The sequence below is a fragment of the Bradyrhizobium sp. genome (genome assembly GCF_030646015.1).
Lineage (GTDB): Bacteria > Pseudomonadota > Alphaproteobacteria > Rhizobiales > Xanthobacteraceae > Bradyrhizobium.
This window is the reverse complement of the sequence record NZ_JAUSLT010000045.1, coordinates 31,952-57,225: the sequence shown is the minus strand read 5'-3', so window position 1 is coordinate 57,225 and position 25,274 is coordinate 31,952. Positions and strand designations below refer to the sequence as shown.

The 25,274-nt window shown below is 64.4% G+C and carries 26 protein-coding genes and 1 pseudogene; 13 read left to right on the top strand and 14 right to left on the bottom strand.

From position 1 onward, the window contains the following. The first annotated feature begins 323 nt into the window (after positions 1–323). Positions 324–1,319: a VOC family protein gene (locus tag Q7T45_RS06810; protein WP_304869042.1), complete on the top strand. Its 996-nt coding sequence runs from the start codon at positions 324–326 to the stop codon at positions 1,317–1,319. 146 nt (positions 1,320–1,465) lie between these two features. Here the strand turns inward: Q7T45_RS06810 and Q7T45_RS06805 are convergent, their stop codons facing one another. The 4 genes from Q7T45_RS06805 to petA form a co-directional block, all read right to left on the bottom strand. Then, entirely contained in the window at positions 1,466–2,365 is a 900-nt protein-coding gene (locus Q7T45_RS06805; protein ID WP_304869040.1) for an NAD-dependent epimerase/dehydratase family protein, read from the bottom strand. 1 nt (position 2,366) lies between these two features. Beyond that, a complete protein-coding gene (locus tag Q7T45_RS06800) occupies positions 2,367–3,041 on the bottom strand; it encodes a dienelactone hydrolase family protein (protein WP_304869038.1) in 675 nt (224 codons plus the stop codon). Positions 3,042–3,317: 276 nt separating this feature from the next. Next, positions 3,318–5,387, bottom strand: a complete 2,070-nt coding sequence (locus Q7T45_RS06795; protein WP_304869036.1) for a cytochrome c1 — start codon at positions 5,385–5,387, stop codon at positions 3,318–3,320. A gap of 63 nt (positions 5,388–5,450) precedes the next feature. After that, positions 5,451–5,981 (bottom strand): ubiquinol-cytochrome c reductase iron-sulfur subunit, encoded by a 531-nt coding sequence (petA, locus tag Q7T45_RS06790; RefSeq protein WP_304869034.1) that lies wholly within the window; start codon positions 5,979–5,981, stop codon positions 5,451–5,453. A 277-nt stretch (positions 5,982–6,258) separates the two neighbouring features. Here petA and Q7T45_RS06785 point away from each other — a divergent pair, with 277 nt between their 5' ends. The 5 genes from Q7T45_RS06785 to Q7T45_RS06765 are packed head-to-tail and all read left to right on the top strand — an operon-like array spanning position 6,259 to position 9,372. Beyond that, complete coding sequence (locus tag Q7T45_RS06785) at positions 6,259–6,729, top strand: tRNA (cytidine(34)-2'-O)-methyltransferase (RefSeq protein ID WP_304869032.1); 471 nt, start codon at positions 6,259–6,261, stop codon at positions 6,727–6,729. Continuing rightward, positions 6,726–7,358 carry a 7-carboxy-7-deazaguanine synthase gene (gene queE / locus Q7T45_RS06780; protein ID WP_304869030.1) on the top strand — a complete coding sequence of 211 codons (633 nt, stop codon included), beginning with the start codon at positions 6,726–6,728 and terminating at the stop codon, positions 7,356–7,358. The genes Q7T45_RS06785 and queE overlap by 4 nt, the downstream gene beginning before the upstream one ends. A gap of 17 nt (positions 7,359–7,375) precedes the next feature. Next, positions 7,376–7,741 (top strand): 6-carboxytetrahydropterin synthase, encoded by a 366-nt coding sequence (locus tag Q7T45_RS06775; RefSeq protein ID WP_304869028.1) that lies wholly within the window; start codon positions 7,376–7,378, stop codon positions 7,739–7,741. Positions 7,742–7,750: 9 nt separating this feature from the next. Further along, positions 7,751–8,638 carry an oxygen-dependent coproporphyrinogen oxidase gene (hemF, locus tag Q7T45_RS06770; protein WP_304869026.1) on the top strand — a complete coding sequence of 296 codons (888 nt, stop codon included), beginning with the start codon at positions 7,751–7,753 and terminating at the stop codon, positions 8,636–8,638. Continuing rightward, positions 8,629–9,372: an HAD family hydrolase gene (locus Q7T45_RS06765; RefSeq protein ID WP_304869024.1), complete on the top strand. Its 744-nt coding sequence runs from the start codon at positions 8,629–8,631 to the stop codon at positions 9,370–9,372. The genes hemF and Q7T45_RS06765 overlap by 10 nt, the downstream gene beginning before the upstream one ends. Before the next feature lie 411 nt (positions 9,373–9,783). On the opposite strand, the gene Q7T45_RS06760 is transcribed toward Q7T45_RS06765, so the two are convergent. The 3 genes from Q7T45_RS06760 to Q7T45_RS06750 all read right to left on the bottom strand — a co-directional run bounded on the left by Q7T45_RS06760 (position 9,784) and on the right by Q7T45_RS06750 (position 10,888). Beyond that, on the bottom strand, positions 9,784–9,948 hold the full coding sequence (locus Q7T45_RS06760) for a DUF3309 family protein (RefSeq protein ID WP_304869022.1): 165 nt from the start codon (positions 9,946–9,948) through the stop codon (positions 9,784–9,786). 176 nt (positions 9,949–10,124) lie between these two features. Further along, positions 10,125–10,298 carry a CsbD family protein gene (locus Q7T45_RS06755; RefSeq protein ID WP_304869020.1) on the bottom strand — a complete coding sequence of 58 codons (174 nt, stop codon included), beginning with the start codon at positions 10,296–10,298 and terminating at the stop codon, positions 10,125–10,127. Positions 10,299–10,429: 131 nt separating this feature from the next. Next, positions 10,430–10,888 carry a Spy/CpxP family protein refolding chaperone gene (locus Q7T45_RS06750; protein ID WP_304869018.1) on the bottom strand — a complete coding sequence of 153 codons (459 nt, stop codon included), beginning with the start codon at positions 10,886–10,888 and terminating at the stop codon, positions 10,430–10,432. A gap of 297 nt (positions 10,889–11,185) precedes the next feature. Here Q7T45_RS06750 and Q7T45_RS06745 point away from each other — a divergent pair, with 297 nt between their 5' ends. Together Q7T45_RS06745 and Q7T45_RS06740 are read left to right on the top strand one after the other, a co-directional pair. Next, the gene (locus Q7T45_RS06745; RefSeq protein WP_304869016.1) at positions 11,186–11,860 is read left to right on the top strand and encodes a Crp/Fnr family transcriptional regulator; all 675 of its coding nucleotides are present in this window, start codon (positions 11,186–11,188) and stop codon (positions 11,858–11,860) included. A 78-nt stretch (positions 11,861–11,938) separates the two neighbouring features. Next, the gene (locus tag Q7T45_RS06740) at positions 11,939–12,694 is read left to right on the top strand and encodes a Crp/Fnr family transcriptional regulator (protein ID WP_304869014.1); all 756 of its coding nucleotides are present in this window, start codon (positions 11,939–11,941) and stop codon (positions 12,692–12,694) included. A gap of 10 nt (positions 12,695–12,704) precedes the next feature. On the opposite strand, the gene Q7T45_RS06735 is transcribed toward Q7T45_RS06740, so the two are convergent. Then, entirely contained in the window at positions 12,705–13,019 is a 315-nt protein-coding gene (locus Q7T45_RS06735) for a hypothetical protein (RefSeq protein ID WP_304869012.1), read from the bottom strand. 227 nt (positions 13,020–13,246) lie between these two features. Beyond that, a complete protein-coding gene (locus Q7T45_RS06730) occupies positions 13,247–14,071 on the bottom strand; it encodes a sensor histidine kinase (RefSeq protein ID WP_304869010.1) in 825 nt (274 codons plus the stop codon). Between the two features lie 223 nt (positions 14,072–14,294). On the opposite strand from Q7T45_RS06730, the gene Q7T45_RS06725 reads away from it, so the two are divergent. Continuing rightward, complete coding sequence (locus Q7T45_RS06725; protein ID WP_304869008.1) at positions 14,295–14,687, top strand: cupin domain-containing protein; 393 nt, start codon at positions 14,295–14,297, stop codon at positions 14,685–14,687. A gap of 478 nt (positions 14,688–15,165) precedes the next feature. Here the strand turns inward: Q7T45_RS06725 and Q7T45_RS06720 are convergent. The 5 genes and pseudogenes from Q7T45_RS06720 to Q7T45_RS06700 all read right to left on the bottom strand — a co-directional run. Further along, positions 15,166–15,276 (bottom strand): annotated as a pseudogene (locus Q7T45_RS06720) (sulfite exporter TauE/SafE family protein); the annotation flags it as partial. Between the two features lie 24 nt (positions 15,277–15,300). After that, the gene (locus Q7T45_RS06715; protein WP_304869006.1) at positions 15,301–16,557 is read right to left on the bottom strand and encodes a CCA tRNA nucleotidyltransferase; all 1,257 of its coding nucleotides are present in this window, start codon (positions 16,555–16,557) and stop codon (positions 15,301–15,303) included. Then, a complete protein-coding gene (locus Q7T45_RS06710) occupies positions 16,554–16,817 on the bottom strand; it encodes a DUF6111 family protein (RefSeq protein ID WP_304869004.1) in 264 nt (87 codons plus the stop codon). The genes Q7T45_RS06715 and Q7T45_RS06710 overlap by 4 nt, the downstream gene beginning before the upstream one ends. Next, entirely contained in the window at positions 16,814–17,473 is a 660-nt protein-coding gene (locus tag Q7T45_RS06705; protein ID WP_370691224.1) for a CoA pyrophosphatase, read from the bottom strand. Before Q7T45_RS06705 ends, Q7T45_RS06710 begins: the two co-directional genes overlap by 4 nt. Before the next feature lie 8 nt (positions 17,474–17,481). Then, a complete protein-coding gene (locus tag Q7T45_RS06700) occupies positions 17,482–18,117 on the bottom strand; it encodes a DUF1285 domain-containing protein (protein WP_304868999.1) in 636 nt (211 codons plus the stop codon). 275 nt (positions 18,118–18,392) lie between these two features. Here Q7T45_RS06700 and Q7T45_RS06695 point away from each other — a divergent pair, with 275 nt between their 5' ends. From Q7T45_RS06695 to Q7T45_RS06680, 4 genes are read left to right on the top strand one after another with little or no spacing between them, the layout of a single operon-like run. After that, positions 18,393–19,397, top strand: coding sequence for a MoxR family ATPase (locus Q7T45_RS06695; protein ID WP_304868997.1), 1,005 nt, complete (start codon positions 18,393–18,395; stop codon positions 19,395–19,397). Beyond that, on the top strand, positions 19,397–20,341 hold the full coding sequence (locus Q7T45_RS06690; protein ID WP_304868995.1) for a DUF58 domain-containing protein: 945 nt from the start codon (positions 19,397–19,399) through the stop codon (positions 20,339–20,341). The genes Q7T45_RS06695 and Q7T45_RS06690 overlap by 1 nt, the downstream gene beginning before the upstream one ends. Then, positions 20,341–23,160 (top strand): DUF4159 domain-containing protein, encoded by a 2,820-nt coding sequence (locus tag Q7T45_RS06685; RefSeq protein ID WP_304869044.1) that lies wholly within the window; start codon positions 20,341–20,343, stop codon positions 23,158–23,160. Before Q7T45_RS06690 ends, Q7T45_RS06685 begins: the two co-directional genes overlap by 1 nt. Before the next feature lies 1 nt (position 23,161). Next, a complete protein-coding gene (locus Q7T45_RS06680) occupies positions 23,162–25,225 on the top strand; it encodes a hypothetical protein (RefSeq protein WP_304868993.1) in 2,064 nt (687 codons plus the stop codon). Positions 25,226–25,274: the final 49 nt, after the last annotated feature.

Below are 25,274 nucleotides of genomic sequence, written 5' to 3'. Positions count from 1 at the left end.
CCCTGTCCCTCGCCGCGACGCTAGCGCATCCGCGAAACTCGGTTGCCCAACCGGCCGATATGCCATCCCAGCCCTCTCCACAGCTAGGTCGCCAGTGAATCGCAGATTCGCCTTTATGCAAAGCTCTCGCTTGCGGGGGAGAGATGGAGAGGGGGCCATCGCAAGCAAGGTGCCTGTTGCGGCCCCCTCCCTAACCCTCCCCCGCAAGCAAGCGGGAGAGGGGACCCACGGTGCCGGCGGATGGACCGCCGACAAGGTCTCTCGCCTGTCTTCGAAAATATGCGTAGGATTTGAGCAAGTCCTTGAAAAAAACGGAGGCGACGATGCCGATACAGGCGCTGGGATATGCCGGATTCGGATCGACAGCGCTGGACGACTGGCGGCAGTTCGGCACCGGCCTGGTCGGCCTGCAGGCGGTGGAGCGCGGCAATTCCCTGCTGGCGTTCCGGATGGACGACCGCAAGCAACGCATCGTCATCGACCGCGCGATGCCGGACGGCGGGCGTTTCTTCGGCTGGGAGGTGAAGGATGCGGCCGACCTGGACGCCCTCGCCGCCCGGCTCGAAAAGGCCGGGATTGAGGTTGTGGCCGAACCGCGGACGCTGGCCGATGCAAGGCGTGTGGGTGGCCTGATTTCATTCGCCGACCCGGAGGGCAATCGGCTGGAGGCCTTTTACGGCGCCGAAATCGACCAGACGCCGTTCAGGCCCGGCCGCTCGATCTCCGGCTTCCGCACCGGGCCGCTCGGCCTCGGCCACGCGGTACTGACGGTACAAAATATCGACCCGATGATGGCGTTCTATGTCGACCTGCTCGGCTTCGGGCTCAGCGACTATATCGAAAAGCCGTTCCGCGCCTATTTCTTCCACGTCAACGCGCGCCACCACAGCCTCGCGATGATCGAGACCGGCAAGAGCGGCATGCATCATCTGATGGTGGAGCTGTTCTCGCTCGACGATGTCGGGCAGGCCTACGACGTCGCCCTGACGCAGGAGGATCGCATCAGCGTCACGCTCGGCCGCCATACCAATGATTTCATGACCTCCTTCTACTGCAAATCGCCGTCCTCCTTCATGATCGAATGCGGCTGGGGCGGCCGCGAGATCGATACCGCCAACTGGCAGCCGGTCGAGATGTTCGACGGCCCGAGCCTGTGGGGTCATGAGCGCGTCTGGCTGCCGCCTGAAGACCGCGAGGTGGCGCGCGAAATGCGGATGCGCGCCGCAGCCGAAGGGCGGCGCGCACCGGTGCAGGTGATGGAAGGCAATTACAAGCTGATGTCGGGGACGTGTGCCTGGTGGGATGGGGTGAAGGAATAGACGGCACTTTCCACACACCTGTCGTCCCCGCGAACGCGGGGACCCATAACCACAGGGTGTTGTTGCCCAGGGAAGATCTCTACCAGTTCGCTCCAATATAACGGCCGCGGTGTATGGGTCCCTGCGTTCGCAGGGACGACGGCGAGCTACTCGCGATAACACCCCCGCTCGATCTCCTCGATCACGCCGCGCGCCGTTGGCGTCCAGCCGAGCTGCCGCGCCCGTTTGGCGCGGACCCGGCTGTTCGATGCCATGGTGTTTTCGGCGGCACCCTCGCCCCATTCGGCGGCGGCCTCCGCCATCGAGATCGCGGCCGGCGGGCCCGAAAAGCCCAGCATGCGGTTGATGGCATCGCAGAGTTCACGCATCGAATGCTCGCCGTTCTCGGCGAAATAGAACGATCCGGCCGGGGCCTTCTCGATCGCGAGCGCATAGAGCGTCACGAGATCGTCGATATGGACGTCCGACCAGATGTTTTCGCCGGGCCCGGCGTGCGCGGCATTGCCGCGCTTTCTGGCGAGCTTGATCAGATAGGGTACCTGCACGCTGTCCGCCTTGTCGCCATGGCCTGCTCCATAGATCAGGCTCGGGCAGATGATGACGGGACGGCAGCCCTTGTCGCGATACGACAGGATGAATTCGTTCAGGGCGACCCGCGCCGCGCGCGCTGATGATGGCGTGAACGGCGTGTCTTCATCGAACACCGCATCGGAGCGTTCGCCGCGGGCGGGCGTGCCGACGATGCTCGACCCCGAGGTATGGATGAACGGCTTGCCGCTTCCGGCCAGCGCATCCAGCAAGGCCACGACCGCGCCCTTGTGGTCAGCGCTGGCGGCATTGACGACGACATCGGCGGCTTTCGCTGCTTGCGAAAGAACCGTTGCGTCATCCAGCGTTCCCAGCACCGGCTCGATGCCGCGCGCGCGAACCGCGTCGGCCTTGTCCTGCGAGCGAACCAGGCCGGTCACCTGATGTCCGGCCGCGATGAGATGAGCCGCCACCGATCCGCCGATATAGCCCGACGCGCCCGTGCAAAAGATCTTCATCTCAGCCGAGATGCTTCTTGAAGAATTCCGTCGCCCGGCCCCAGGCCAGCTCGGCGGCCTTGCGGTCATGCACCGACTGGCGCTGCTCGTTGACGAAGGCGTGCTCGGCGTCATAGCGGAACAGTTCGAGCGACTTGCCGGCGGCCTTCATCGCTTTCTCGAAGCCATCGACCAGCGCCGGCGTGCACCAGTCGTCCTTGTTGGCAAAATGCGCCTGCAGCGGAATTTTCACGTCCGCGGGCTTTGCCGCCGCCTCCGGCGGGATGCCATAGAACACCACCCCGGCGGCGAGTTCGGGAATTTTGGTGGCGCCGATGATGGTCACCGCACCTCCGAGGCAGAAGCCGGTCAGGCCGACCTTGGCGCCGTTCCTGGCCAGATATTGCGCGGCGCCGCGCACGGTCTGGGTGGTCGCATCCATGAAATCCAGTGAGTTCATCTGCGCGTTGGCGGCGTCGGTGTCGTGATACGGCACCACCGTGCCCTTGTAGAGATCGGGCGCCAGCGCATCGAAGCCCGCCACCGCGAAGCGGTCGCACAGCCCCTTGATCTGATCGGAAAGCCCCCACCATTCCTGGATCACCACCACGCCCGGCGCATTGCCGCGCGCGGCGTTGGCGAGATAGCCGCCGGCATCCTTGCCGTCCGGGCGCTTGAACGTGATGCTGGTACCCATGGGTTCCTCCGGGGAGTTTTCTTGCGGGGCGATTGGCGGCCATTTTGGCCGCTGTGGGGGCAGGATGCAATCGCAGAGGTTCTTGCCCCGGACGCAGCGCATCACGCCGCCTTCGGCGTGATGCGCTGCTGCGCCGGGGCCCATGGTTCAGAGCGCAAAGTGTATGGGTCCCGGCTCTGCGGAGCAGCGCAAGGGCGCTGCACCGCGTCCGGGACACGCATCCAACAAAAAAGCCCCCGCAGGGGCTTTTTCAAACTCACATTTTGAACGCAACGCTCAGTGCGCGTCGGCCCAGATCTTCTTCTTGGTGAAGTAGAGCAGGCCCGTGAGCAGGATCAGGAACACGAACACCTGCAGGCCCAGCTTCTTGCGCGCTTCCATGTGCGGCTCCGCGGTCCACATCAGGAACGTGGTGACGTCCTTGGCGTATTGCGCCACCGTTGCCGGCGAGCCGTCGTCGTAGGTGACCTGACCGTCACTGAGCGGGTTCGGCATCTTGATGGCGTGGCCGGGGAAATACTTGTTGTACGATGAGCCCTCCGGCAGCGTGAACCCGGCCGGCGGTTTCTCCTCATAGCCCTGCAGTAGCCCGCTGACGTAGTTCGGACCCTGCTCCTGGAACTGGGTGAAGAGGTCCACCACGAACATCGGGAAGCCGCGCGGGTAGGAACGCGCCTTGGTGATCAGCGACAGGTCCGGCGGCAACGCACCGCCATTGGCCGCCCGCGCTGCCTGCTCGTTCGGGAACGGCGACGGGAAGTAATCCGCCGGCCGGCCGGGACGCTCGAACATGTCGCCCGCGTCGTTCGGACCGTCCTTGACCTTGTATTCGGAGGCGAAGGCTGCCGACTGCGCCACCGAGAAGCCGGGACCGCCGGGGTCGGCGAGATTGCGGAACGCAATATAGGACAGTCCGTGGCAGGACGCGCAGACTTCCTTGTAGACCTTGAGGCCGCGCTGCATCGCGCCGCGGTCGAACTTGCCGAACGGACCTGCGAACGACCATTTCTGCGACGGCGGCGCTGCCTGCCCTTCCGCCGCCCGGGCGCTTGGCGCGCTTCCGGCGAACAGAGCACCCGCGACCGCAAGCGCGATCACGGAGGACACCATCGGCGCCGACTTGCCGGCTTTGGCCAGCACGTCGTCGGCGATCGAATTCGGCACCGGCCTCGGCTTTTCGATCCGGCTGAGCAGCGGCAGCACGATCAGGAAATAGGCGAAGTAGCAGAACGTCAGCACGCGGCCGGCGATCACGTAGATGCCTTCGGCGGGCTTGGCACCGAGCCAGCCCAGCAGCACGCAGACCACGACGAAGATCCAGAAGAACTGCTTCGCCAGCGGGCGATACTTCGACGATTTGGTCCGGGCGGTGTCGAGCCAGGGCAGGAAAGCCAGAACCAGGATCGCACCGAACATCGCCACCACGCCGGCGAGCTTGTTCGGGATCGAGCGCAGGATCGCGTAGAACGGCAGATAGTACCATTCCGGCACGATGTGCGCCGGTGTCACGCCGGGATTGGCCGGGATGTAGTTGTCGGCCTCGCCGAGATAGTTCGGCATGTAGAAGATGAACCAGGCGAAGAACAGCATGAAGCAGGAGACCCCGAACGCGTCCTTCATGGTCGCGTAGGGCGTGAACGGCACGGTGTCCTTTTCCGTCTTCGGCTCGACGCCCGCCGGATTGTTCTGACCGGCGACGTGCAGCGCCCAGACGTGCAGCACGACCACGCCGGCGATCACGAACGGCAGCAGATAATGCAGCGAGAAGAACCGGTTCAGCGTCGGATTGCCGACCGAATAGCCGCCCCACAGCAGGGTGACGATGCTGTCGCCGACATAGGGAATGGCGGAGAACAGATTGGTGATCACGGTGGCGCCCCAGAAGCTCATCTGGCCCCACGGCAGCACGTAGCCCATGAATCCGGTCGCCATCATCAAGAGGTAGATGATGACGCCGAGAATCCACAGGATCTCGCGCGGCTCCTTGTACGACCCGTAATACAGGCCGCGGAACATGTGGACGTACACCGCGACGAAGAACATCGAGGCGCCGGTGGCGTGCATGTTGCGCAGCAGCCAGCCGTAATTCACGTCGCGCACGATGCTCTCGACCGACTTGAAGGCCATGTCGACATGCGGCGTGTAATGCATCGCCAGGATCACGCCGGTGATGATCTGCACCCCGAGCATCATCGAGAGGATGGCGCCGAAGGTCCACCAGTAGTTCAGGTTGCGCGGCGTCGGGTAGGCCACGAACGAGGAATGCATAAGTCCCAAGATCGGGAGGCGCCGTTCAATCCACTTCAATGCGGGATTGGTCGGCTGGTAGTCGGATGGTCCGCTCATGATGCGATCCTAGGGAAATAAGACGATGCGACGGGCTCAGGTCTCGAAAAGCAGGTTCCGAGGCTAGCCGATCTGGATTTTGGTATCGGAAACGAACTGATAGGGCGGCACCGGCAGGTTGGTGGGTGCCGGTCCCGACCGGATGCGGCCCGAGGTATCGTATTGCGAGCCATGGCAGGGGCAGAAGAAGCCGTCGTACTGGCCCTCATGCGCGATCGGAATGCAGCCGAGATGGGTGCAGATGCCGATCACGACCAGCCACTGGTCCTTGCCCGGCTTGACGCGGGCCTCGTCGCTCTGCGGATCCGGCAGGCTGGCGACCGGCACCTTGCGGGCCTCGTCGATCTGCTTCTTGGTGCGGTGGCTGATGAAGATCGGCTTGCCGCGCCAGAACACCTTGATGTCCTGCCCCTCGGCGATCGGCGCCAGATCGACTTCGATCGGCGCGCCGGCCGCAATCGTCGAGGCGTCCGGATTCATCTGGGAGATGAAGGGCACCAGTGTCGCCGCTCCGCCGACCGCGGCGACGGCTCCCGTTGCAACAAAGAGGAAATCACGGCGTGTCGGATGATCCGCCGAAGACGCTGTCGTCACGATCCCAATCCCTTTCTTGTCCGCAGCCGGTGGAACCGCCCCTGGGAACGCCAATACGAACCGGAGGAGGCTGCCGGCGCCCGCGACCCCCGCGGCGGCAGAAAGACCACTTTTCCCGCCCAATCGGGCGGAACAAGCAGTCCAGAATCGTTCTATTGGCACCCTTGCCGGAAGAGCGCAAGCCCGCTATCGGCTCCCATGTGTGCAATGCACTAATTCCGCACCGCGCGGCGAATTATTCAGACATTTCATGGAGCCCTCAACGGGCGGTCAGATCATGCAGGTTGCGCTTTTCCAGCCCGACATCCCCCAGAACACCGGGACGATTCTGCGCCTTTGCGCCTGCCTGGATGTATCGGCCCATATTATCGAGCCCGCCGGCTTCCCGGTATCCGACCGGCACTTCCGCCGGGCCGGCATGGACTATCTCGACCAGGTAACCATCATGCGCCACGACTCGTGGTCAAAATTCGAGCAATGGCGTAACGAACAGGGCTATCGCCTGATCCTGTTCACGACCAAAAGCCCCGGCTGCTACCTTGATTACCGCTATAAGGCTGATGACATCCTGCTGTTCGGGCGCGAATCCGCCGGGGTGCCCGACGAGGTGGTGGCCGTCGCCGACGCGCGGGTGGTGATCCCGATCAAACCAGGCCTGCGCTCGCTCAACGTCGCGGTGGCGGCGGCGATGGCACTGGGCGAGGCCCTGCGGCAGACCAGTCCCGCAACCATGGAGACGGCGCGGTGAGTTACGCGGTCAAAGAGATCTTTCTGACCCTGCAGGGCGAAGGCGCCCATGCCGGCCGCGCGGCGGTGTTTTGCCGATTCGCGGGCTGCAATCTCTGGAGCGGCCGCGAGCAGGACCGCGCCACCGCGACCTGCCGGTTTTGCGACACTGATTTTGTCGGGACCGACGGCACGCTGGGCGGCCGCTATGGCACGGCTGACGAACTCGCCGATACCATTGCCAGCCAATGGGCTGGCGAGCACGGACATCGCTATGTGGTGTTGACCGGCGGCGAGCCGCTGCTGCAGGTCGATGCCGACTTCATCGAAGCCCTGCACGCGCGAGGCTTCGAAATCGGCATCGAGACCAACGGCACGATCGAACCGCCGGATGGCCTGGACTGGATCTGCGTCAGCCCGAAAGCCGGCGCGGAATTGCTGGTCCGGCAAGGCCACGAACTCAAGCTGGTCTACCCGCAGGCGGACGCCATGCCCGCGGCCTTCGCGGATCTCGCCTTCGAACGATTCTCGCTGCAGCCGATGGATGGCCCTGATATCGGGGCCAATACGGAGCGCGCGGTCGACTACTGCATGCGCCACCCGCAATGGCGGCTCAGCGTGCAGACACACAAGACACTCGGCATCAGGTAAAGGTTGGACTTTCAGAAATGTGGGAACTGACGAAATCGTTCCGGTTCGAGGCGGCGCATGCGCTCTCGGGAACGACGCTGGGCGACGCCAGCATGGAAATTCACGGCCACTCGTTCCGCGCCGAGGTCACGATACGCGGCACGCCGGATCCCGCCACCGGGATGGTGATGGATCTCGGCCTGCTCGATCGCAGCATGGCGGAGGTGCAGAAAATCCTCGACCACAAGCTGCTCAACAAGGTCGAGGCGCTGGGGCAGCCGACGCTGGAAAACCTGTCGCGCTTCATCTGGGAGCGGGTGGCACATGCCGGCCAACTCGCGCGCGTCAGCGTGCATCGTGACAGCTGCAACGAGAGCTGCACCTATTTCGGCCCGCAAGGCTAGGAACGACCCATGGACCTATCCGTGATCGAAGACCGCAAGGCGCGCGCCCGGAGCTGGTTCGAGCGGCTGCGCAATGACATTTGCGCCGCCTTCGAAGAACTGGAGGACGACGCCCCGGCCTCGCTCTATCCGGGTGCCGCGGGCCGCTTCGTACGCACGGCCTGGGATCGCACCGACCACACCGGAAAACCCGGCGGCGGCGGCGTGATGTCGGTGATGCGCGGGCGGCTGTTCGAGAAGGTCGGTGTACACTGCTCGACCGTGCATGGCGAATTCGCCCCCGAATTCCGCGCGCAGATTCCAGGTGCGGCCGATGATCCCCGGTTCTGGGCCTCCGGCGTTTCGCTGATCGCGCATATGCGCAATCCGAATATCCCGGCGGTGCATATGAACACCCGCTTCGTCGTCACCACCAAATCATGGTTCGGCGGCGGCGCGGATCTGACGCCGGTGCTGGACCGGCGGCGGACCCAGGCGGATCCCGACACGGTGGCTTTTCACGCCGCGATGCAGGCCGCCTGCGACGCGCACAGCGCCGTTGCCGATTACGACAGACTGAAAAAATGGTGCGACGAGTATTTCTATCTGCCGCATCGCAAGGAAGCGCGCGGCATCGGCGGCATCTTTTACGACTGGCTCGACTCCGGCGACTGGGATGCCGATCTCGCCTTCACCCAGGACGTCGGCCGCGCCTTCCTGAAAGTCTATCCCGAGCTGGTACGGCGCAATTTCGAGACGCCGTGGAGCGCCGAAGACCGCGAGGAGCAGCTGGTCCGGCGCGGACGTTACGTCGAATTCAACCTGTTGTATGATCGCGGCACCATCTTCGGGCTGAAAACCGGCGGCAACGTCGATTCCATCCTGTCGTCGATGCCGCCGGAAGTGAAATGGCCCTGAACACAATGACGCAGCTACCGCGTGCGATGCTGATCGATATGGACGACACCATCCTGTCCGCCTATGGCCGGCCGGAGATCGCCTGGAACAAGATCGCGGCGGAGTTCACTAGCGAACTGGCGCCGCACTCGCCGCAACAGGTCGCCGCCGCGGTGCTGGAGTCAGGCCGAAAATTCTGGGCGACGGCGGAAGCCGCCTGGCGATTGAAGCTCGCCGAAGCGAGGCAGTTGGTCGTCAAGGACGGGTTTGCCACGCTGGCCGCCGCCGGACAGCCCGCTTTACCTGTCGATCTTGCCGTCCGCCTTGCCGACCGCCTGACTGCCTATCGCGAAGAAGAGATGTTCATGTTTCCGGGCGCGCATGACGCGATCGACGCCCTGAAAGCGCGCGGCGTAAGACTGGCGCTGGTGACCAATGGCGCAGCCGACACCCAGCGCGCCAAGGTCGAGCGCTTCGAGCTGGCGCACCGGTTCGACCACATCCAGATCGAGGGCGAGCATGGTTTCGGCAAGCCGGAGGAGCGCGCCTATCTGCATGCCATGGAAGCGCTCGGCGTGACGGCGCCCGATACCTGGATGATCGGCGACAACCTGGAATGGGAAATCGAGGTGCCGCAGCGCCTCGGCATCTATGCGATCTGGATGGACGCGCATGGCGACGGCCTGCCCGCCGACACCCATATCAGGCCGGACCGAATCATCCGCTCGCTGACGGAGCTGCTGCCGGTCGAGTGAGCATAGAGCCAAAGCAGGCCCCGGTCCTGCTTCCAAACAAAAATATCGAAAACAACCCCATGCAGTAACAAACCGGTCGCTGGCATGCGTGATGCCAGCACGCCCATTTGACACGTCGGGCAAATCACCGGCCCTAATTCAAGGTGCGGCCTCATCAAGGCGCGCGGGAATTCACTTCACCTCTCCTCGCCTTTTTGCAGGGGTCAAAGGCGTTGGTGAACGTCCGCTGTGGTGCTCTGGACCCGTGTCGGACATCGTTTGGGGTCTGTACGCGACGGCGCTGCCCGTTGCTTCCATTTCGACGGCACTTCAAGCTGCGCCGCAGAAATCATCACCAGCCCGCCCGTGATTACGACGGCATCGGTGTGAATCAAGCGACCCGCCGCTTATCCCAGCATGCCAACCGGCAGATCAAAGCCGGCCCAAGAGCAGCAAGACGACGAGGATGACCAGGATGACACCGATGATGCCCATGCCGCCGTGACCGAAGCCGTAGCCGTAGCCGCCGAAGCGGCCGCTGAAGCCGCCAAGCAGGAAGATGACCAGAATGATGACGAGTATAAGTCCGAGCGACATGGTCTGAATCCCTTTGTGGGTCCTGAAATGAGGGTTTAGGTCTCTTGGTAGCCCAATCGTGAGGCCTCGATCTTCATTCTTACCAGCGACGCGGTAGCGTCACCGGCATGACGACGCCTGGTTTCTTTCGAGGGAAATGGCGAAGGCGACAGAGAAGAACAGGTTCGTACCCTGACCTATTTTCCCTTGAGCGTGTCCTTGATGCCACCGACGGCATTCTGAACCTTGCCCTCAATCTTGTCCGCGTTGCCTTCCGCCTCCAGCTTGGCGTCGCCGGCCACCTTGCCGACCACCTGCTTGACGGTGCCCTTGATCTGCTTCGCCGATCCAACGATCCGGTCTTTGTCCATAGCTGTGTCCTCCGATGTAAATGAGATAAGGAAACGATCGAGTCGGGTCGTTATGGTCTGGCGTCGACGGGTGGTCGTTGTTGAAGTCGGGCCAGCACGCGTGATTCAATTGCAGTCAGAATGCGTCCCACTCAATCGGCGCGGCGATCACGATCCCTGCGGAAAAGTGTCTCGAAAAAGCGCCGCTTTTGCCGATCGTCGAGGCCGCTGTAAAGCGGTTGGGCGGCATCTGCGACCTTCTTCCGAGCATTGGCTTCGTCGATTTGCAGGTCGGCGTCCTTGCGCATTTCGTCGAGAACATCGACGCTGCCCTCTTGTTTGGCGTGAGCAGTTCGCCATGCAATCCGCGCTTCGGTGCGCTTCTTCCACATATCCACCACGGCGGTTTCAAACGCAGCCCAATTCTTCTCCTGCTCCGGGGTGAGGCGCAGGTCGGCCTTCATCTGGGCAGCGCGTGCCGCCGCCTGATCCGTGATCTGGCCCGCGGTCAATTCCGTGCGGTCCGAACGGTCTCGCGCGACCGCTGCCCCGGTAATTGCCGTACCAGCCAGCATGGCCGCAGTGGTAACGAGAATGAGGGTCTTTCGCATGACGTCCTCCTTTGAGGATTTTCGAGTTCGATAGTTCGTATCGCGCCGTCGCGTAGCGCCAAGGATCAGCGAATGCCGAAGCCCGTCGCAAATTCGCTGCTGAACTCCAAATCAAAGATGCGGTCAGGATGGCAGAATGGTTTTGATTCAGATCAAGCTTGTGTCGTTTACCCGACATTCGTTTCGCGACCGGGCGTTGCCCGACATCGTTTGAGCTAAATCAAGCATATGTCCGCTACCGGACATCATACTTGCGCGCCCGGCTCGCGAGGCCGACAGCAGTCCAGGAGACGAGCGATGGCAACGGCTACCAGGAGCGAGTTCGACCCTCAGGCCTTCCTCGCAACGGTTGGCGAGGGAAAAACCCTTTCGACCTTCCACAAAAACGAGACTGTCTTCTCGCAGGGAGATGTGGCGGACAAGGTCTTCTACATCCAGAAAGGCAGGGTCAAGGTTGTCGTGCTGTCCGAGCAGGGCAAGGAAGCGGTGGTCGGGATTTTGGAGCCCGGTCAGTTCTTCGGCGAGGGCTGCCTGCACGGCCACCCGCTGCGGATTTCCACAACCACGGCGTTGGAAGATTGCGTCATCACCGCCATCACGAGAACCGCGATGCTCGCGGTCCTTCACAGCCAGCCGAAATTCACCGAACTCTTCATGGCCTATCTGCTGTCCCGCAACAGCCGAATTGAAGAGGACCTGATCGATCAACTGTTCAATTCGAGCGAGAAGCGGCTGGCGCGACTGCTGCTGCTGCTGGCAAACTTTGGAAAGGACGGCAGCCTGCAGCCGATCAAGGTTCATGTCAGCCAGGCAACATTGGCGGAGATGATCGGCACCACGCGGTCGCGTGTGAGTCACTTCATGAACAAATTCCGAAAGCTCGGCTTCATCAGTTATAGCGGCAAGATCGAGGTCCATAGCTCGCTTCTGAACGCCGTTCTTCATGACAAGCCGCAGATCCGGAGGGATTAGCCGGCCGGCGGCAATGTGGTCATATGCAGTGTCTGCTGGTCCTCCAGGAATATCCCGGAGTGCAGAAAGATCGAACGAATGCCGACGATTCGAATAACTGAGCCGAAAGGCAACCGGTTGCTGGGCGCGCTGGAGGCTTCCAGCCGCAAGCGCATCGCCCCCCATCTCGAGCCAGTCAAGCTCAAGTTGGGCGCGGTGGTCTGCGATGCGGGTGGGCTGCTCAAACACGCCTATTTTCCGGAAGGCTCGGTGCTATCGCTGCTGACCGTGCTGGAGAACGGCTCGGCGATCGAGACCGCGAACATCGGTCGTGAGGGCGCGTTCGGTCTGTTCGCTGCCATGTACAGCCGGGTCTCATTCAACCGGTGCCTGGTGCAACTCGAGGGGGACATGGTCCGCTGTCCGATCGAACTGCTGCAATCGGAGTTCAGGAACAGCGAGCACGTCCGCAACCTGTTCGTCAGCTACTCCGAGACGCTGTTGTCGCAGGTGCAACAGACTGTCGCGTGCAATGCCCTGCACAGCACGGAGGAGCGGATGTGCCGCTGGCTCTTGATGATGCACGACCGCGCCGAGGGCGAAGCGCTGCCCTACACCCACGAATTCCTGTCGGAGATGCTCGGCGCCAACCGCAAGTCGGTGACCATGGCGGCGCAGGCGCTGCAGTCGGCGGGGTTGATCAGCTACCGCCGCGGCAAGATCCAGATTGTCGATCGCGCCGGTCTCGAAAAAGCATCCTGCGAGTGCTACGCCATCGTCAAGGAGCGGTTCGACGCATTCCTGACGCCGCCCTCGACCGCAGTCCAGGGAGACACCTCACAACGCAAGCGGTAGGCGGCAGGCTTCAGATCGACTTCGCGAGCGCGGATGTCGGGGCTCGCTCCGCCGCTGCGGTCAACTGTCTGGCCAGTTCGAGGAAGCGTCGCTGCAAAGCGGTGTCCTGGATGGCGCCCACCAGTTCCATGCAGTCGGACGCCATCCGCAGGCAGGCGAGTTCGTGCTTTCGCGCGGACTCCCGATCGGCCGGCTGTCCGCCAGCCAAACGGCCGATCTCGAATTTCAGGGCCGCGCCGAGGTCAACGCGCGCCGACTGCATGCAGCCCGCCGCCCGGCGCACGTCTTCCTGCTCGAGTTCCTGCGAATGATCCGAATCCAGCACCGTGCACGTCCTTGAGAGAGGAATGCTTGGTCATGGCACGGCGATGCACGGCCTGTCGGTGGCCCACGCCACAGACGGGAATTTAAATCTGGTCGCGTCAACGTCCGCGCGGGCCTGCCGAATGCATTGCGGTCGGACCCCATGATAGCGCCGGGGCGCCAGGAACCACCGCCCTCAACCATCCGATGAGGTCGACGAGACGTGTTTTTGGATGGTGGCGAAGGCGGCTAATCGCTTGCTCCGGTCGATACTGGAAACATCACGGTAAAACGTGCACCTGATCCGTCGTCGCCCCGACCGATCCTCAACTCACCGTCGATCTGTCCAACGAATGACTGGATAATTTTCATCCCCAGCCCGTTGCTGGCGCCGGGGTCGAACCCCTCGGGCAACGCCGGGCCATCATTGGCCACCGAAAGCGCGTAACCATGCTTCGGATCCGCCCCCAACCTGATGACGATCCGGCCATTGCCGTACTTTGCCGCGTTCGTGATCAACTCGCTGGCGATGAAGCCGAGCGGGATGGCGATGGCGGCCGGCAGAATGACTTCACTGCCTTCGAAGCTGATCTTGCAGCAGGGCCCGTCCGAGGACAACAAGGCCGAAAAATCCCGACAAAAGTCCTCAAGAAATTTTCTGAACTCGATGGTTCTGACACCCTCGTAGGAGTTAAGTCGATGATGGATTCGCGCAATCATGGATACGCGGTTTGCCGCCGCGGCCAATTGCGCAGCCACTTCCGGATTTGCTGAGTTCCGGCTTTGCATGGAAAGAAGGCTGATGGTCATCTGCAGATCGTTCAACAATCGATGATCGGATTCCTCTTTCAACAGCTGCTGTCTGTGGATCAACTCGTCCTTTTCAAGAAGCAACTCCTGGCTTTTCGCGAGCGCTTTTCGCAATTGAATCTCCACGAGCCGGTAGTCCGTCGGCACCGCAGCAGGTAAACATTGCTCAGGGTTCCGAAAAATGACGCCCGGGGGTTGGCTGGGTCCTGACGAAGGTTCATCGATCATGATTATCGGCCGCCTCAAGGGGCTGATCGCCAGCATGCAATCAACCTAGACGCGCAAAAGAGGGCCGGATTGATGCAGATCAATATGACCGGCGCGACATGCACCCCTTGTAAATCTGGAAATATTGGTTGTGCCTGATCGACCAGTTTCGAGGAAGGTTTGACGGCGAAAATCGTCAGAAGGCGCTGCCCTCGCTACTGCCCGGCTGAACCAGAAAACACGGCAAGACTGTCATTTTAGCCCATGAGGAGATCCCGTGATGAAGGGTTTTGTGCAAAATATCGAGGCGCTGGCGACAAAGAACGCGAATTTCAGGCGCGTTCTCTATACCGCGAAAAACTGTCAGCTTGTCGTCATGTCACTACATCCTGCTGAAGAGATTGGCATGGAGGTTCACAAGCTTGACCAGTTTTTTCGCGTCGAGGAAGGATCCGGGGAAGCTATCCTCGACGGCGTCCGCACTCCGATCAGCGCCGGCTTCGCTGTGCTCGTTCCTGCGGGCACCAAGCACAACATCGTCAATACCAGTGCGGCCCCACTGAAGCTTTATACGCTCTATGCTCCGCCAAACCACCGTGACGGCGTGGTTCATCGCACGCGTGCGGATGCCGAGAAGGACAACGAGCATTTCGACGGCAAGACCACGGAATAAATGAAGTCTCCGACATGTCAGGCGCGTGCACGCAACCATCAGCCCACGACCGGCGCAATTCCGGTCGACGCGGGTTCCACTCATAAAACCAAACGTCGAAGTTTGCGGGAGTGGTCAATCTTGACCATAACTTCGAACAGCCAATAAGCCACCTTCTCCTGATCGCCGCACCGTATCGGGCTGCTACCGGTGACTGAGGGCGCTGCGTGCTCCCGCCCGATCCAGCGGAGTGCTGCATGCCTACAACTGAAATCGAAGCTTTGTTTAGTGTCGCGGACATCGGCGTTTTCCCCTGCGCCAAATGTTGCAGGCCCATGAAGCTGTCCTGCATCGAGCTGACTGCACCGGGCTTCGACGTGCGCACTTTCCAATGCGAAAGATGCAATCACACCGAGACGTTTGCCGTCTCGATCTGAGGGAAGCATCCCAAAGCAGTCAACCTGTCAGGGCGACGCTGGCCTGGCCGCGTCTTGGTTTTTCCGGTCGTGACGGCATCGAGACCGCCGACCACCGAGGCGAATAGCGCAACGCAGGCGACCAGCAGAAGCTGGCCAACGGAAATATCGGCGAAGCCAGCGAGGATGCTCAAGGAAGGATGCTCAAAGAACGATGCTCACAGCCTGAGGTCGCGGGTAAAGCGCGCGACGGCCTGGTCGGCAATGGCTTGCACGGCGGCTTCGTCCAGCGGGAAATTCGCCGCCAGCCAGCCGTCCTCGGCCAGCGCCAGCACCTGTCCGAGCAGCGGGCCCTGGGCGATGCCGCGGGCGATGAAATCCGCCGCCTTCAGCGGGAATTTCGACGCGCTCCAGCGCGTCGGCAGGGTAGCGAGTTCGCGCCATGGCGCCGGATCGACGCCGCGTCCGGCCCGCGCCCATGCCAGCATCAGCCGGTCGCGGTAGCGGTCCTCGCCGAGCCGGTAGAGCCTGCGCCGCGCGATCGCCTCATCCATGCCGGCGAGCCGCCACCAGCGGTGGCCCATGGAATCCAGCGCTTTGGTTTCGGCATTGGTGAGACGCATGCGCAGCGCGACGCGCTTCGCATCCTCGGTGACGGCGACCGCGAGCGCACCGAGCCGGCGAACCGGATCCGGCGGAAGTCCCAGCAGCCGCTCCGCCGCGATCATCGCGATGAAGGGACCGGTATAGGCGACGCCGCCGAAAATCTGCAGCAGCAGCCCGCCGTCCGCCATCGCCTGCACCGCGACCGCCGCCCCCTCCGCGACCATCAGCTTGAGCATTTCCATCCGCACGCGCTCGGCGGACAGCGTGGCGAGGCCGGCGCGGCCGCCGATGCAGGCGAGGATGCCGGCGCGATCGGGCTCGCCCGCGCCATAGGCGGCATGAATGCGGAAGAACCTGAGGATGCGCAGATAGTCCTCGGCGATCCGCGCATGGGGATCGCCGATGAAGCGCACGCGTCGTGCGGCTATATCGTCCCATCCGCCGACATGGTCGTGCACGACACCGGCGGCATCGACCGACAGGCCGTTGATGGTGAAATCGCGCCGCTCGGCGTCGCGGACCCAGTCGCGGCCGAACGCGACCACGGCCTTGCGCCCGAACGTCTCGGTATCCTCGCGCAAGGTGGTGACTTCGAACGGATGCGAATCGACCACCAGCGTCACGGTGCCGTGGTCGATGCCGGTCGGCACGCTCTTGATGCCGGCCGCTTTGGCGCGGCGGATCACCTCTGATGGCAGCGCGGTGGTCGCGATGTCGATATCGGCGACGGGACGCTTCAACAGCGCATTGCGGACCGCGCCGCCGACCACGCGCGCCTCCTCGCCATGGCCGTTGAGCAGTTCCAGCACGCGGGCGGTCGGACCGGATCTGAGCCAGGGCGCGTCCGACAGCACGCGCGGTGTGCTCATTTTTCAACTCCGGGAACGAGTCTGCCATTCTCGATATGTGCGGGAACGTAGGTCGAATCCGGCGGCGCCCCGCCGAACTCCGCCAGCAGCAGGAAGCTGACCACGACGAGCACCAGCGCGCCGATCGCCAGCTTGGCGAGGACATGAAGCGGCCAGGACGATTGCACCAGCAGTCCGGAGCGCGTCGCGATCAGGAACGCCGCATAGACCGCGAACGGGATCAGGAAAATTCCGACTTCGGTCAGAACCGGACGGATCATCGCAAGACTATCCGTTCGTACAGCACGCGCAGAATACCCGCGGTGGCGCCCCAGATATAGCGTTCGGCGAACGGCATGGCGTAATAGGAGCGCTCCATGCCGCGGAATTCCTTGCTGTGCACCTGGTGGTTGGCCGGATCCATCAGGAACGCCAGCGGCACCTCGAAGGCGTCGTCGACCTCGGACTGGTTGATGTGCAGCTTGAAGCCCGGCTTCACACGCGCCACCGTCGGCATGATGCGAAATCCGAAACCGGTCGCGTACAGGTCGAGATAGCCGAGCGGTTCGACGAACCTGCGATCGAGCCCGATCTCCTCCTCGGCCTCGCGCAGCGCGGCGTCGAGGGGAGAGGCGTCGGTCACGTCGATCTTGCCGCCGGGAAAGGCAATCTGGCCGGCGTGATCGTTGAGATGCGCGGCCCGCTGGGTCAGAAGCACGGTCGGCTGCGGATGGTCCACCACCGGGATCAGGACCGCGGCGGGCCGCACCGGCTGCTCGCGCGCGATGATCTCCAGCATGCGGTCGGTGCCGTGATCGCCGCTTTTCGGAATGATGTTGGGATCGACCAGGCCCGGCGGCACGTCGAAACCCAGCCGCGCCCGGCTTCGATCGAAAAACTCCATGGAGCTGATCGCGGCCGGATCCGTCTTCAGCATCGGCTCGTTCAAAGCGCTTCCCTCACCTGCTCCGCATCGGCCATCGCAAAGAATTCGCCGCCGGATTCGATCCCGAACATCGTGATACCATCGACCACCCGCTCCTCGCCCATGTCAACCAGATCGTAGTAAAGCGCCCGCGTCACCTTCGCCCACAGATCGGCGCGGACATGCAGATAGGGCGTCAGGCCGCCGTCGGCGGCGGCCTCGAATCGCAAGCTGTGGGCGGAATCGCACGGCACCCAGTCGTCGACATTGGTGCGGAAGCGCAAGAGCCGGCCGCGGTCATCGGTTTCCCTGGTCATCTCGACAGCCAGAAACGGCGCATCGTCGACGCGAATGCCGACCTTTTCCACCGGAGTCACGAGAAAGTGCTTGCCGTCCTCGCGCTTCAGGATGGTCGAAAACAGCCGGACCAGCGCCGGCCGTCCGATCGGCGTCCCCATGTAGAACCACGTGCCGTCAGAGGCGATTCGCATATCGAGATCGCCGCAGAACGGCGGGTTCCACAGATGCACCGGCGGCAGCCCCTTCGCCGCAGGGCTGCTATTCGCTGCATTGGTAGCTGCAGCGGTCAGCCCTTCGAGGCCTTGAGTAGTGCCTTTGGTAGTACCTTGGGTGCTGGTCTGCCCTTGCTTCGCCATTGTTTGCCCTGACTCTGACGCCTCAATTTGGCACGATTGATGCACCTTCCGGTACATATCCCGAGCGAGATGCCGGGATAGACTACCGCTCAGGTCGCTACATCGTGATGCCGTTCATACCCCGAAACGCCGATAAGGTGGGGATAGTTTAATTCAACGAATACATGGCCTTCGCATAAGTTTAGCATGGGGTTGCCGGCATCATGGCGCAAGCGGCGCTGCGGGCTGGATGATCCCGAGACGTGACCCGAAGATTCGCTCCTGAGGAGAACCAGATGGCTGGCGCAGACAATGTCGAAAAACTCGACGACGTGATCGTCCGCTCGGCCGAACAGGTCGCCGGTCAAATCCGTGTCGCGAGGGACGCTATCTCCAGCGTGATCTTCGGCCAGGACCGGGTGATCGAAAATACCCTGGTGACGATCCTGTCCGGCGGCCACGCGCTGCTGATCGGCGTGCCCGGCCTCGCCAAGACCAAGCTGGTGGAAACCTTAGGGATCACGCTCGGGCTGGATGCCAAGCGCATCCAGTTCACGCCCGATCTGATGCCCTCGGATATTCTGGGCGCCGAAGTGCTGGACGAGAGCGTCTCCGGCAAGCGTTCCTTCCGCTTCATCTCGGGCCCCGTGTTCGCACAGCTGTTGATGGCCGACGAGATCAACCGCGCCAGCCCGCGCACCCAGTCCGCGCTGCTGCAAGCCATGCAGGAGCAGCACATTACGGTGGCCGGCGCTCGCCACGATCTGCCGAAACCGTTCCACGTGCTGGCGACGCAGAATCCGCTGGAGCAGGAAGGCACCTATCCGCTGCCGGAGGCACAGCTCGACCGCTTCCTGATGGAGATCGACGTCGATTATCCGGACCGCGACGCGGAGCGGCGCATCCTGTTCGAAACCACCGGCGCCGACGAGACGCTGGCGAAGGCCGCAATGACTTCGGAGATCCTGATCACGGCGCAGCGGTTGGTGCGGAGGCTGCCGGTCGGCGACTCCGTGGTGGAAGCGATCCTCTCTTTGGTGCGCTCGGCGCGCCCGGGCGACGAAGGCGGCGAAACCGGCAAGCTGATCGCCTGGGGACCGGGTCCCCGCGCCAGCCAGTCGCTGATGCTCGCGGTGCGCGCCCGCGCCCTGCTCGACGGCCGCCTCGCGCCCTCGATCGACGACGTGCTCGATCTGGCGGAACCCATTCTCAAGCACCGCATGGCGCTGACGTTCTCCGCCCGCGCCGAAGGCCGCACCATCCCCGACGTCATCAGGCAATTGAAGACGCGGATCGGTTGATGGCCGCGGACACCGAGCACGCGCCGAGAGAGATCACAGCCATCCGACGGGCCGACGGCGAAAGCCGGACGCTCGCCGCCTCGCTGCCCCGGCTCGTGCTCGAAGCCCGCCGCATTGCCGCCAACGTCATCCACGGCCTGCATGGGCGGCGGCGCGCCGGCTCCGGCGAAAGTTTCTGGCAGTACCGCCGCTTCGTTTCGGGCGAGCCGTCGCAGAACGTCGACTGGCGGCGCTCGGCGCGCGACGATCATCTCTATGTCCGCGAGCAGGAATGGGAGGCCTCGCATACAGTGTGGCTGTGGCCGGACCGCTCGCCGTCGATGGCGTTCGCCTCGAAGCAGGCGCGCGACAGCAAGCTGGAACGCGGGCTGATCGTCACCTTCGCGCTCGCCGAACTGCTGGTCGCGGGCGGCGAACGCGTCGGCATTCCCGGCCTGATGAACCCGACCGCGAGCCGCAGCGTGATCGACAAGATGGCGCAGGCGATGCTGCATGACGACGCGGCGCGGCTCAGCCTGCCGCCGTCCTTCGTGCCCGCGGCGCTGGCCGAAATCGTGGTGCTGTCGGACTTCTGGTCGCCGATGCCCGAAATCCGGACCATGCTGGCCGGCCTGTCGGCCTCCGGCGCGCACGGCACGCTGATCCAGATCGTCGATCCCGCCGAGGAAACCTTCCCCTATTCCGGCCGGATCGAATTCGTCGAACCGGAGAACGGCACCGTCATCACCGCCGGCCGCGCGGAAAAATGGGCAGATGATTACGTCGCGCGCGTGGCGCTGCACCGCGCCGAAATTCGCGCCGAGACCAACAAGCTCGACTGGCTGTTCTCGACCCACACCACCAGCCGCTCGGCGGCCGAGCTGCTGCTGTTCCTGCATTCCGGCATGATGGTGAGCAAGGGCAGCGCGCGCGGCGCCACCGTCAAAGTGGGGCGACGGGCATGATCGCCGGACTCCCCCTCGCTTTCGCGCAACCCCTGCTTCTGCTGGGCCTGTTGAGCCTGCCGGTGCTGTGGTGGCTGCTGCGGGTGATGCCGCCGCGGCCGCGGCGCATCGAGTTTCCGCCGACGCGGCTGTTGTTCGACATCGCGCCGAAGGAGGAAACCCCCTCGCGCACGCCATGGTGGCTGACCCTGTTGCGGCTCGCCGCCGCCGCGCTGGTGATCCTGGCAGCGGCCGGGCCGATCTGGAATCCGCAAACCGGACTCGCCGGCTCCAGCGCGCCGCTGGTGATCCTGCTCGACGACGGCTGGAGTGCGGCGGCGAGTTGGGACAGCAGGATCAAGGCGGCGGACGAACTGATTGCGAACGCCGACAACGACCGGCGCGGCGTGACGCTGGTGCCGCTGTCGGAGCCGGCGCGCGACATCACCCTGATGCCGGCGGGCACCGCACGGGTGGCGCTGCGCCAGCTCGCGCCCAAACCCTATTCGATCGAGCGGGTGGAAACCCTGCCGGCGCTGGAGCGTTTCCTGAAGGCCACCGGCGACGCCGAGATCGCCTGGCTGTCGGATGGCGTCGATACCGGGCGCGGCCCGGAGTTTCTCGAAGCCCTCGGCAAGACCATCGGAGATCGCAGCTTGACGGTTTTTGAGGGCGGCACCGCCCCCCCGCTCGCGCTGGTCGCGGCCGAAAATGCCGCGGCGAAGATGACGGTGAAGGTGCTGCGCACCGGCGGCGGCATCGCCGCGGGCGTGGTGCGCGCGATCGACCTGAAGGGTTCGCCGATCGGCGAGGCCCGCTACCGCTTTGCGCCTGGGGATCGCGAGACCGAAGCCTCGTTCGACCTGCCTGTCGAATTGCGCAACGACATTTCCCGGCTCGAAATAGCCGGCGAGCGATCCGCCGGCGCGGTGCAGTTGCTCGACAAGCGCTGGCGCCGCCGCGCCATCGGCATCGTCTCGGGATCGACCAGCGATACCGCGCAGCCGCTCTTGGCCTCGACCTTCTATCTGACTCGCGCGCTGGCGCCGTTCGCCGACGTCCGGCTCGGCGATCGCGGCGCGCCGCAGCAGGCGATCACCCAGTTTCTCGACCAGAAGCTGCCGATGATCGTGCTGGCGGATGTCGGCACGCTGTCGTCCGAAATTCGCGAGCGCATCGGCGCATGGATCGAGCAAGGCGGCGTGCTGGTGCGATTCGCCGGCCCGCGGCTGGCGCAGGCCGACGACGACCTGGTGCCGGTCAAGCTGCGCCGCGGCGGACGCAGCCTCGGCGGCAGCCTCACCTGGGAAAAGCCGCAGCGCCTGGCCGCGTTCGCGGCCGACGGGCCGTTCGCGGGCCTCGTGGCGCCGAAGGATGTCACCGTGACGCGGCAGGTGCTCGCCGAACCCAATGCGGCGCTGGCGACAAGGAGCTGGGCCTCGCTGGAGGACGGCACGCCGCTGGTCACAGGCGAACATCGCGGCAAGGGCGTGGTCAGCCTGTTTCACGTCAGCGCCGACATGCGCTGGTCCGACCTGCCGATGTCCGGCAGCTTCGTCGAGATGCTGCGAAGGATCGTCGATTCCTCCGGCTACACGTCCACGCCGGGCGCCGGCGTCGCGGGCGAAGCCAGCGCCGAGACGGTGGCGCCGCTGCGCACGCTCGACGGCTTCGGCGCTTTCGGGCCGCCGCCCTCGACGGCGAAGCCGCTGCCCGCCGATTTCCGCGACCGCGCCACGCCGGATCATCCGCCCGGCTTCTATGGACCGGCCGACGGCCCGCTCGCGGTCAACGCGCTGGCGGCGGCCGACCGCATCGCGCCGCTCGATACCGCCTCGCTGCGCGCGCAGCGCGCCAGCTACACCAATGCCGAGCCGCGCGACTTGCGGGGAATCCTGCTGGCCGCGTCGCTGGCGCTGTTCCTGATCGACGCCGTGATCGTCGCTCTGCTCGGCGCCGGCATCGCGGCGCTGTTGCGGCGGCGCGCGGTACCCGCCGCACTGGCGTTCGCGCTGGCGCTGTCCACGATCGTCGCCACGAACATGGCGACGTCCTGGCCGGCGCGCGCGGACACCGCCGACGAGTTCGCCATCAAATCGGTGTCGCAAACCCGGCTGGCCTATGTCGTCACCGGCAACGCCGACGTCGACTCCATCGTCAAGGCGGGCCTGTCCGGGCTGACGCTGTTTCTGGCGCAGCGCACCGCGCTGGAAGCCGGCGATCCCGTCGGCATCGATCCGGCGCGCGACGAACTGGCGTTCTTCCCGCTGATCTACTGGCCGGTATTGCCGGGGGCGGCGAAGCCGGCGCGGGACGCCATCAACCGCATCGACGCCTACATGAAGCAGGGCGGCACCGTGCTGTTCGACACCCGCGACGCCATCGAGGCGCCGCCCGGCGCCAATGGCGCATCGCAGACGCCGGGCATGCTGGCGTTGCGCAGCATTCTCTCCTCGCTCGACGTTCCCGAGCTCGAGCCGGTGCCGCGCGAGCACGTGCTGACCAAGACCTTCTATCTGCTGCGCGATTTTCCCGGCCGCTTCACCTCGGGCCAGACCTGGGTGGAAACCCTGCCGCGCGACGAAGACGACGAGGCCGCCTCGCGGCCCGCCCGCGGCGGCGACGGCGTCTCGCCGATCATCATCACCTCGAACGACCTGGCCGGCGCCTGGGCCTTGCGTCCGGACGGCCAGCCGATGCTGCCGCTGACGCCGGGCGAACCGCGGCAACGCGAATTCGCCTTCCGCGCCGGCGTCAACATCGTGATGTACACGCTGACCGGCAACTACAAGGCCGACCAGGTGCATGCGCCGGCGCTGATCGAACGGCTCGGGCAGTAGCATGCAATACGGTATCGCCTTCACCCCGCTCGTCCCCTCGATGGTGCTCTGGATCGCGCTGGCCGCCATTGCCGTGATCGCGGCGCTGCTGTTGCTGGCCCGCGCCCGAGGCGCTGCGGTGCGCGTCACCGCGCTGGCGCTGATCCTGCTGGCGCTGGCCAACCCGTCGTTTACCCGCGAGGACCGCGAGCCGCTGTCGTCGGTCGCCGCCGTCGTGATCGACAAGAGCCCGAGCCAGAATTTCGGCGAGCGCACTGGCGAAACCGAAAAGGCCCGCGAGGCGCTGGTCGACAGCCTGAAGAAGATCAAGGGCGTCGAAGTCCGCGTCGTCGAGGCCGGGCAGGCCGACGGCGAAACCGACGGCACCAAACTGTTCGGCGCGCTGTCGTCGGCGCTGTCGGACGTTCCGGTCGATCGCGTCGCCGGCGCCTTCCTGATCACCGACGGGCGGGTGCATGATATTCCCGCCAATGCCGCCGCGGTCGGATTCCAGGCGCCGGTGCATGCGCTGATCACCGGGCGCAAGGACGAACGCGACCGCCGCATCGCGATTGCTGCAGCCCCGCGCTTCGGCATCGTCGGACAGGCGCAGACCATCACCTACCGGCTCGACGACCAGGGCGTCAGCGGCGAGCGCGCCAGGATCGTGGTGCGCCGCGACGGCGAGGTGATCAATGAGCGCACCGTCCTGAGCGGCCAGACCGTCAATATAGATGTCGACATCAAGCATGCCGGGCCGAACATTATCGAGATCGAGGCCTCGCCGCTGCCCAACGAACTGACACTGGTCAACAACCGCGCGGTGGTGGCGATCGACGGCGTGCGCGACAAATTGCGGGTGCTGCTGGTCTCCGGCGAGCCGCATTCTGGCGAGCGCACCTGGCGCAACCTCTTGAAATCCGACGCCAGCGTCGATCTCGTGCATTTCACGATTCTGCGCCCGCCGGAGAAGCAGGACGGCACGCCGATCAACGAACTCAGCCTGATCGCGTTTCCGACCCGCGAACTGTTTCAGCAGAAGATCAACGAATTCCAGCTGATCATCTTCGACCGCTACGCCCGCCAGGGCGTGCTGCCGATCCCCTATTTCGACAACATGGCGCGCTACGTGCGCGCCGGTGGCGCGGTGCTGGTGTCGGCAGGCCCCGATTATGCGTCGACCACCAGCATCTGGCGCACGCCGCTGGATTCGGTGTTACCCGCCGAACCTGTCGGGGTCTCCGAGAAGCCGTATTACGCGCATCTGAGCGACGCCGGCAAACGCCATCCGGTGACGCGCGGACTGGAAGGCTCCGCCACCGAGCCGCCGCGCTGGAGCCGGTTCTTCCGCACCGTCGACACCCGCAATGCCACCACCCCTCCGGTCATGACCGGCGCCGACGGCAAGCCGCTGTTGCTGCTGTCGCGGGTCGGCGAGGGCCGCGTCGCGCTTCTGCTGTCGGACCACATCTGGCTGTGGGCGCGCGGCTATGAGGGCGGCGGGCCGCATCTCGATTTGCTGCGGCGAACCTCGCACTGGCTGATGAAGCAGCCTGACCTCGACGAGGAAGCGCTGCGGCTTCAGATCAGCGGCAAGGATCTCGTGGTGCTGCGCCAGACCATGGCCGACAGCGTCCCGCCCGTGACGGTGACGTCACCCTCCGGCACCACCCGCGAGCTGACGCTGAGCAGCAGCGAACCCGGCAGCTGGCGCTCGGCGATCCCCGCCAGCGAACTCGGTCTGTGGCAGGCCACCGACGGCACGCTGAAGGCACTGATCAATGTCGGCCCGACCAACCCCAAGGAATTTTCCGAGGTCACCTCCACCACCGAAATGCTCCGGCCGCTGGCGCAGGCCACCGGCGGCGACGCACGGCGCCTCGTGGACGGCTCCAGCTTCGAGGTTCCGCGCATCGTGCCGGTCCGCGCTTCCGGCATCTTCCGCGGCGATGGCTGGATGGGCGTCAGGATGCGCGATGCCAGCGTGGTGCGCGGCGTCGGCGTGCTGCCGATCTTCGCCGGCCTGATCGGCCTCTTGCTGCTGCTCGGCGCCTTCGCCGCGACGTGGTTGCGCGAGGGGCGCTGAGCGGCACTCGCTCGCCGGCCGTTGCGCAAATCACACGCACCCGGCGAAT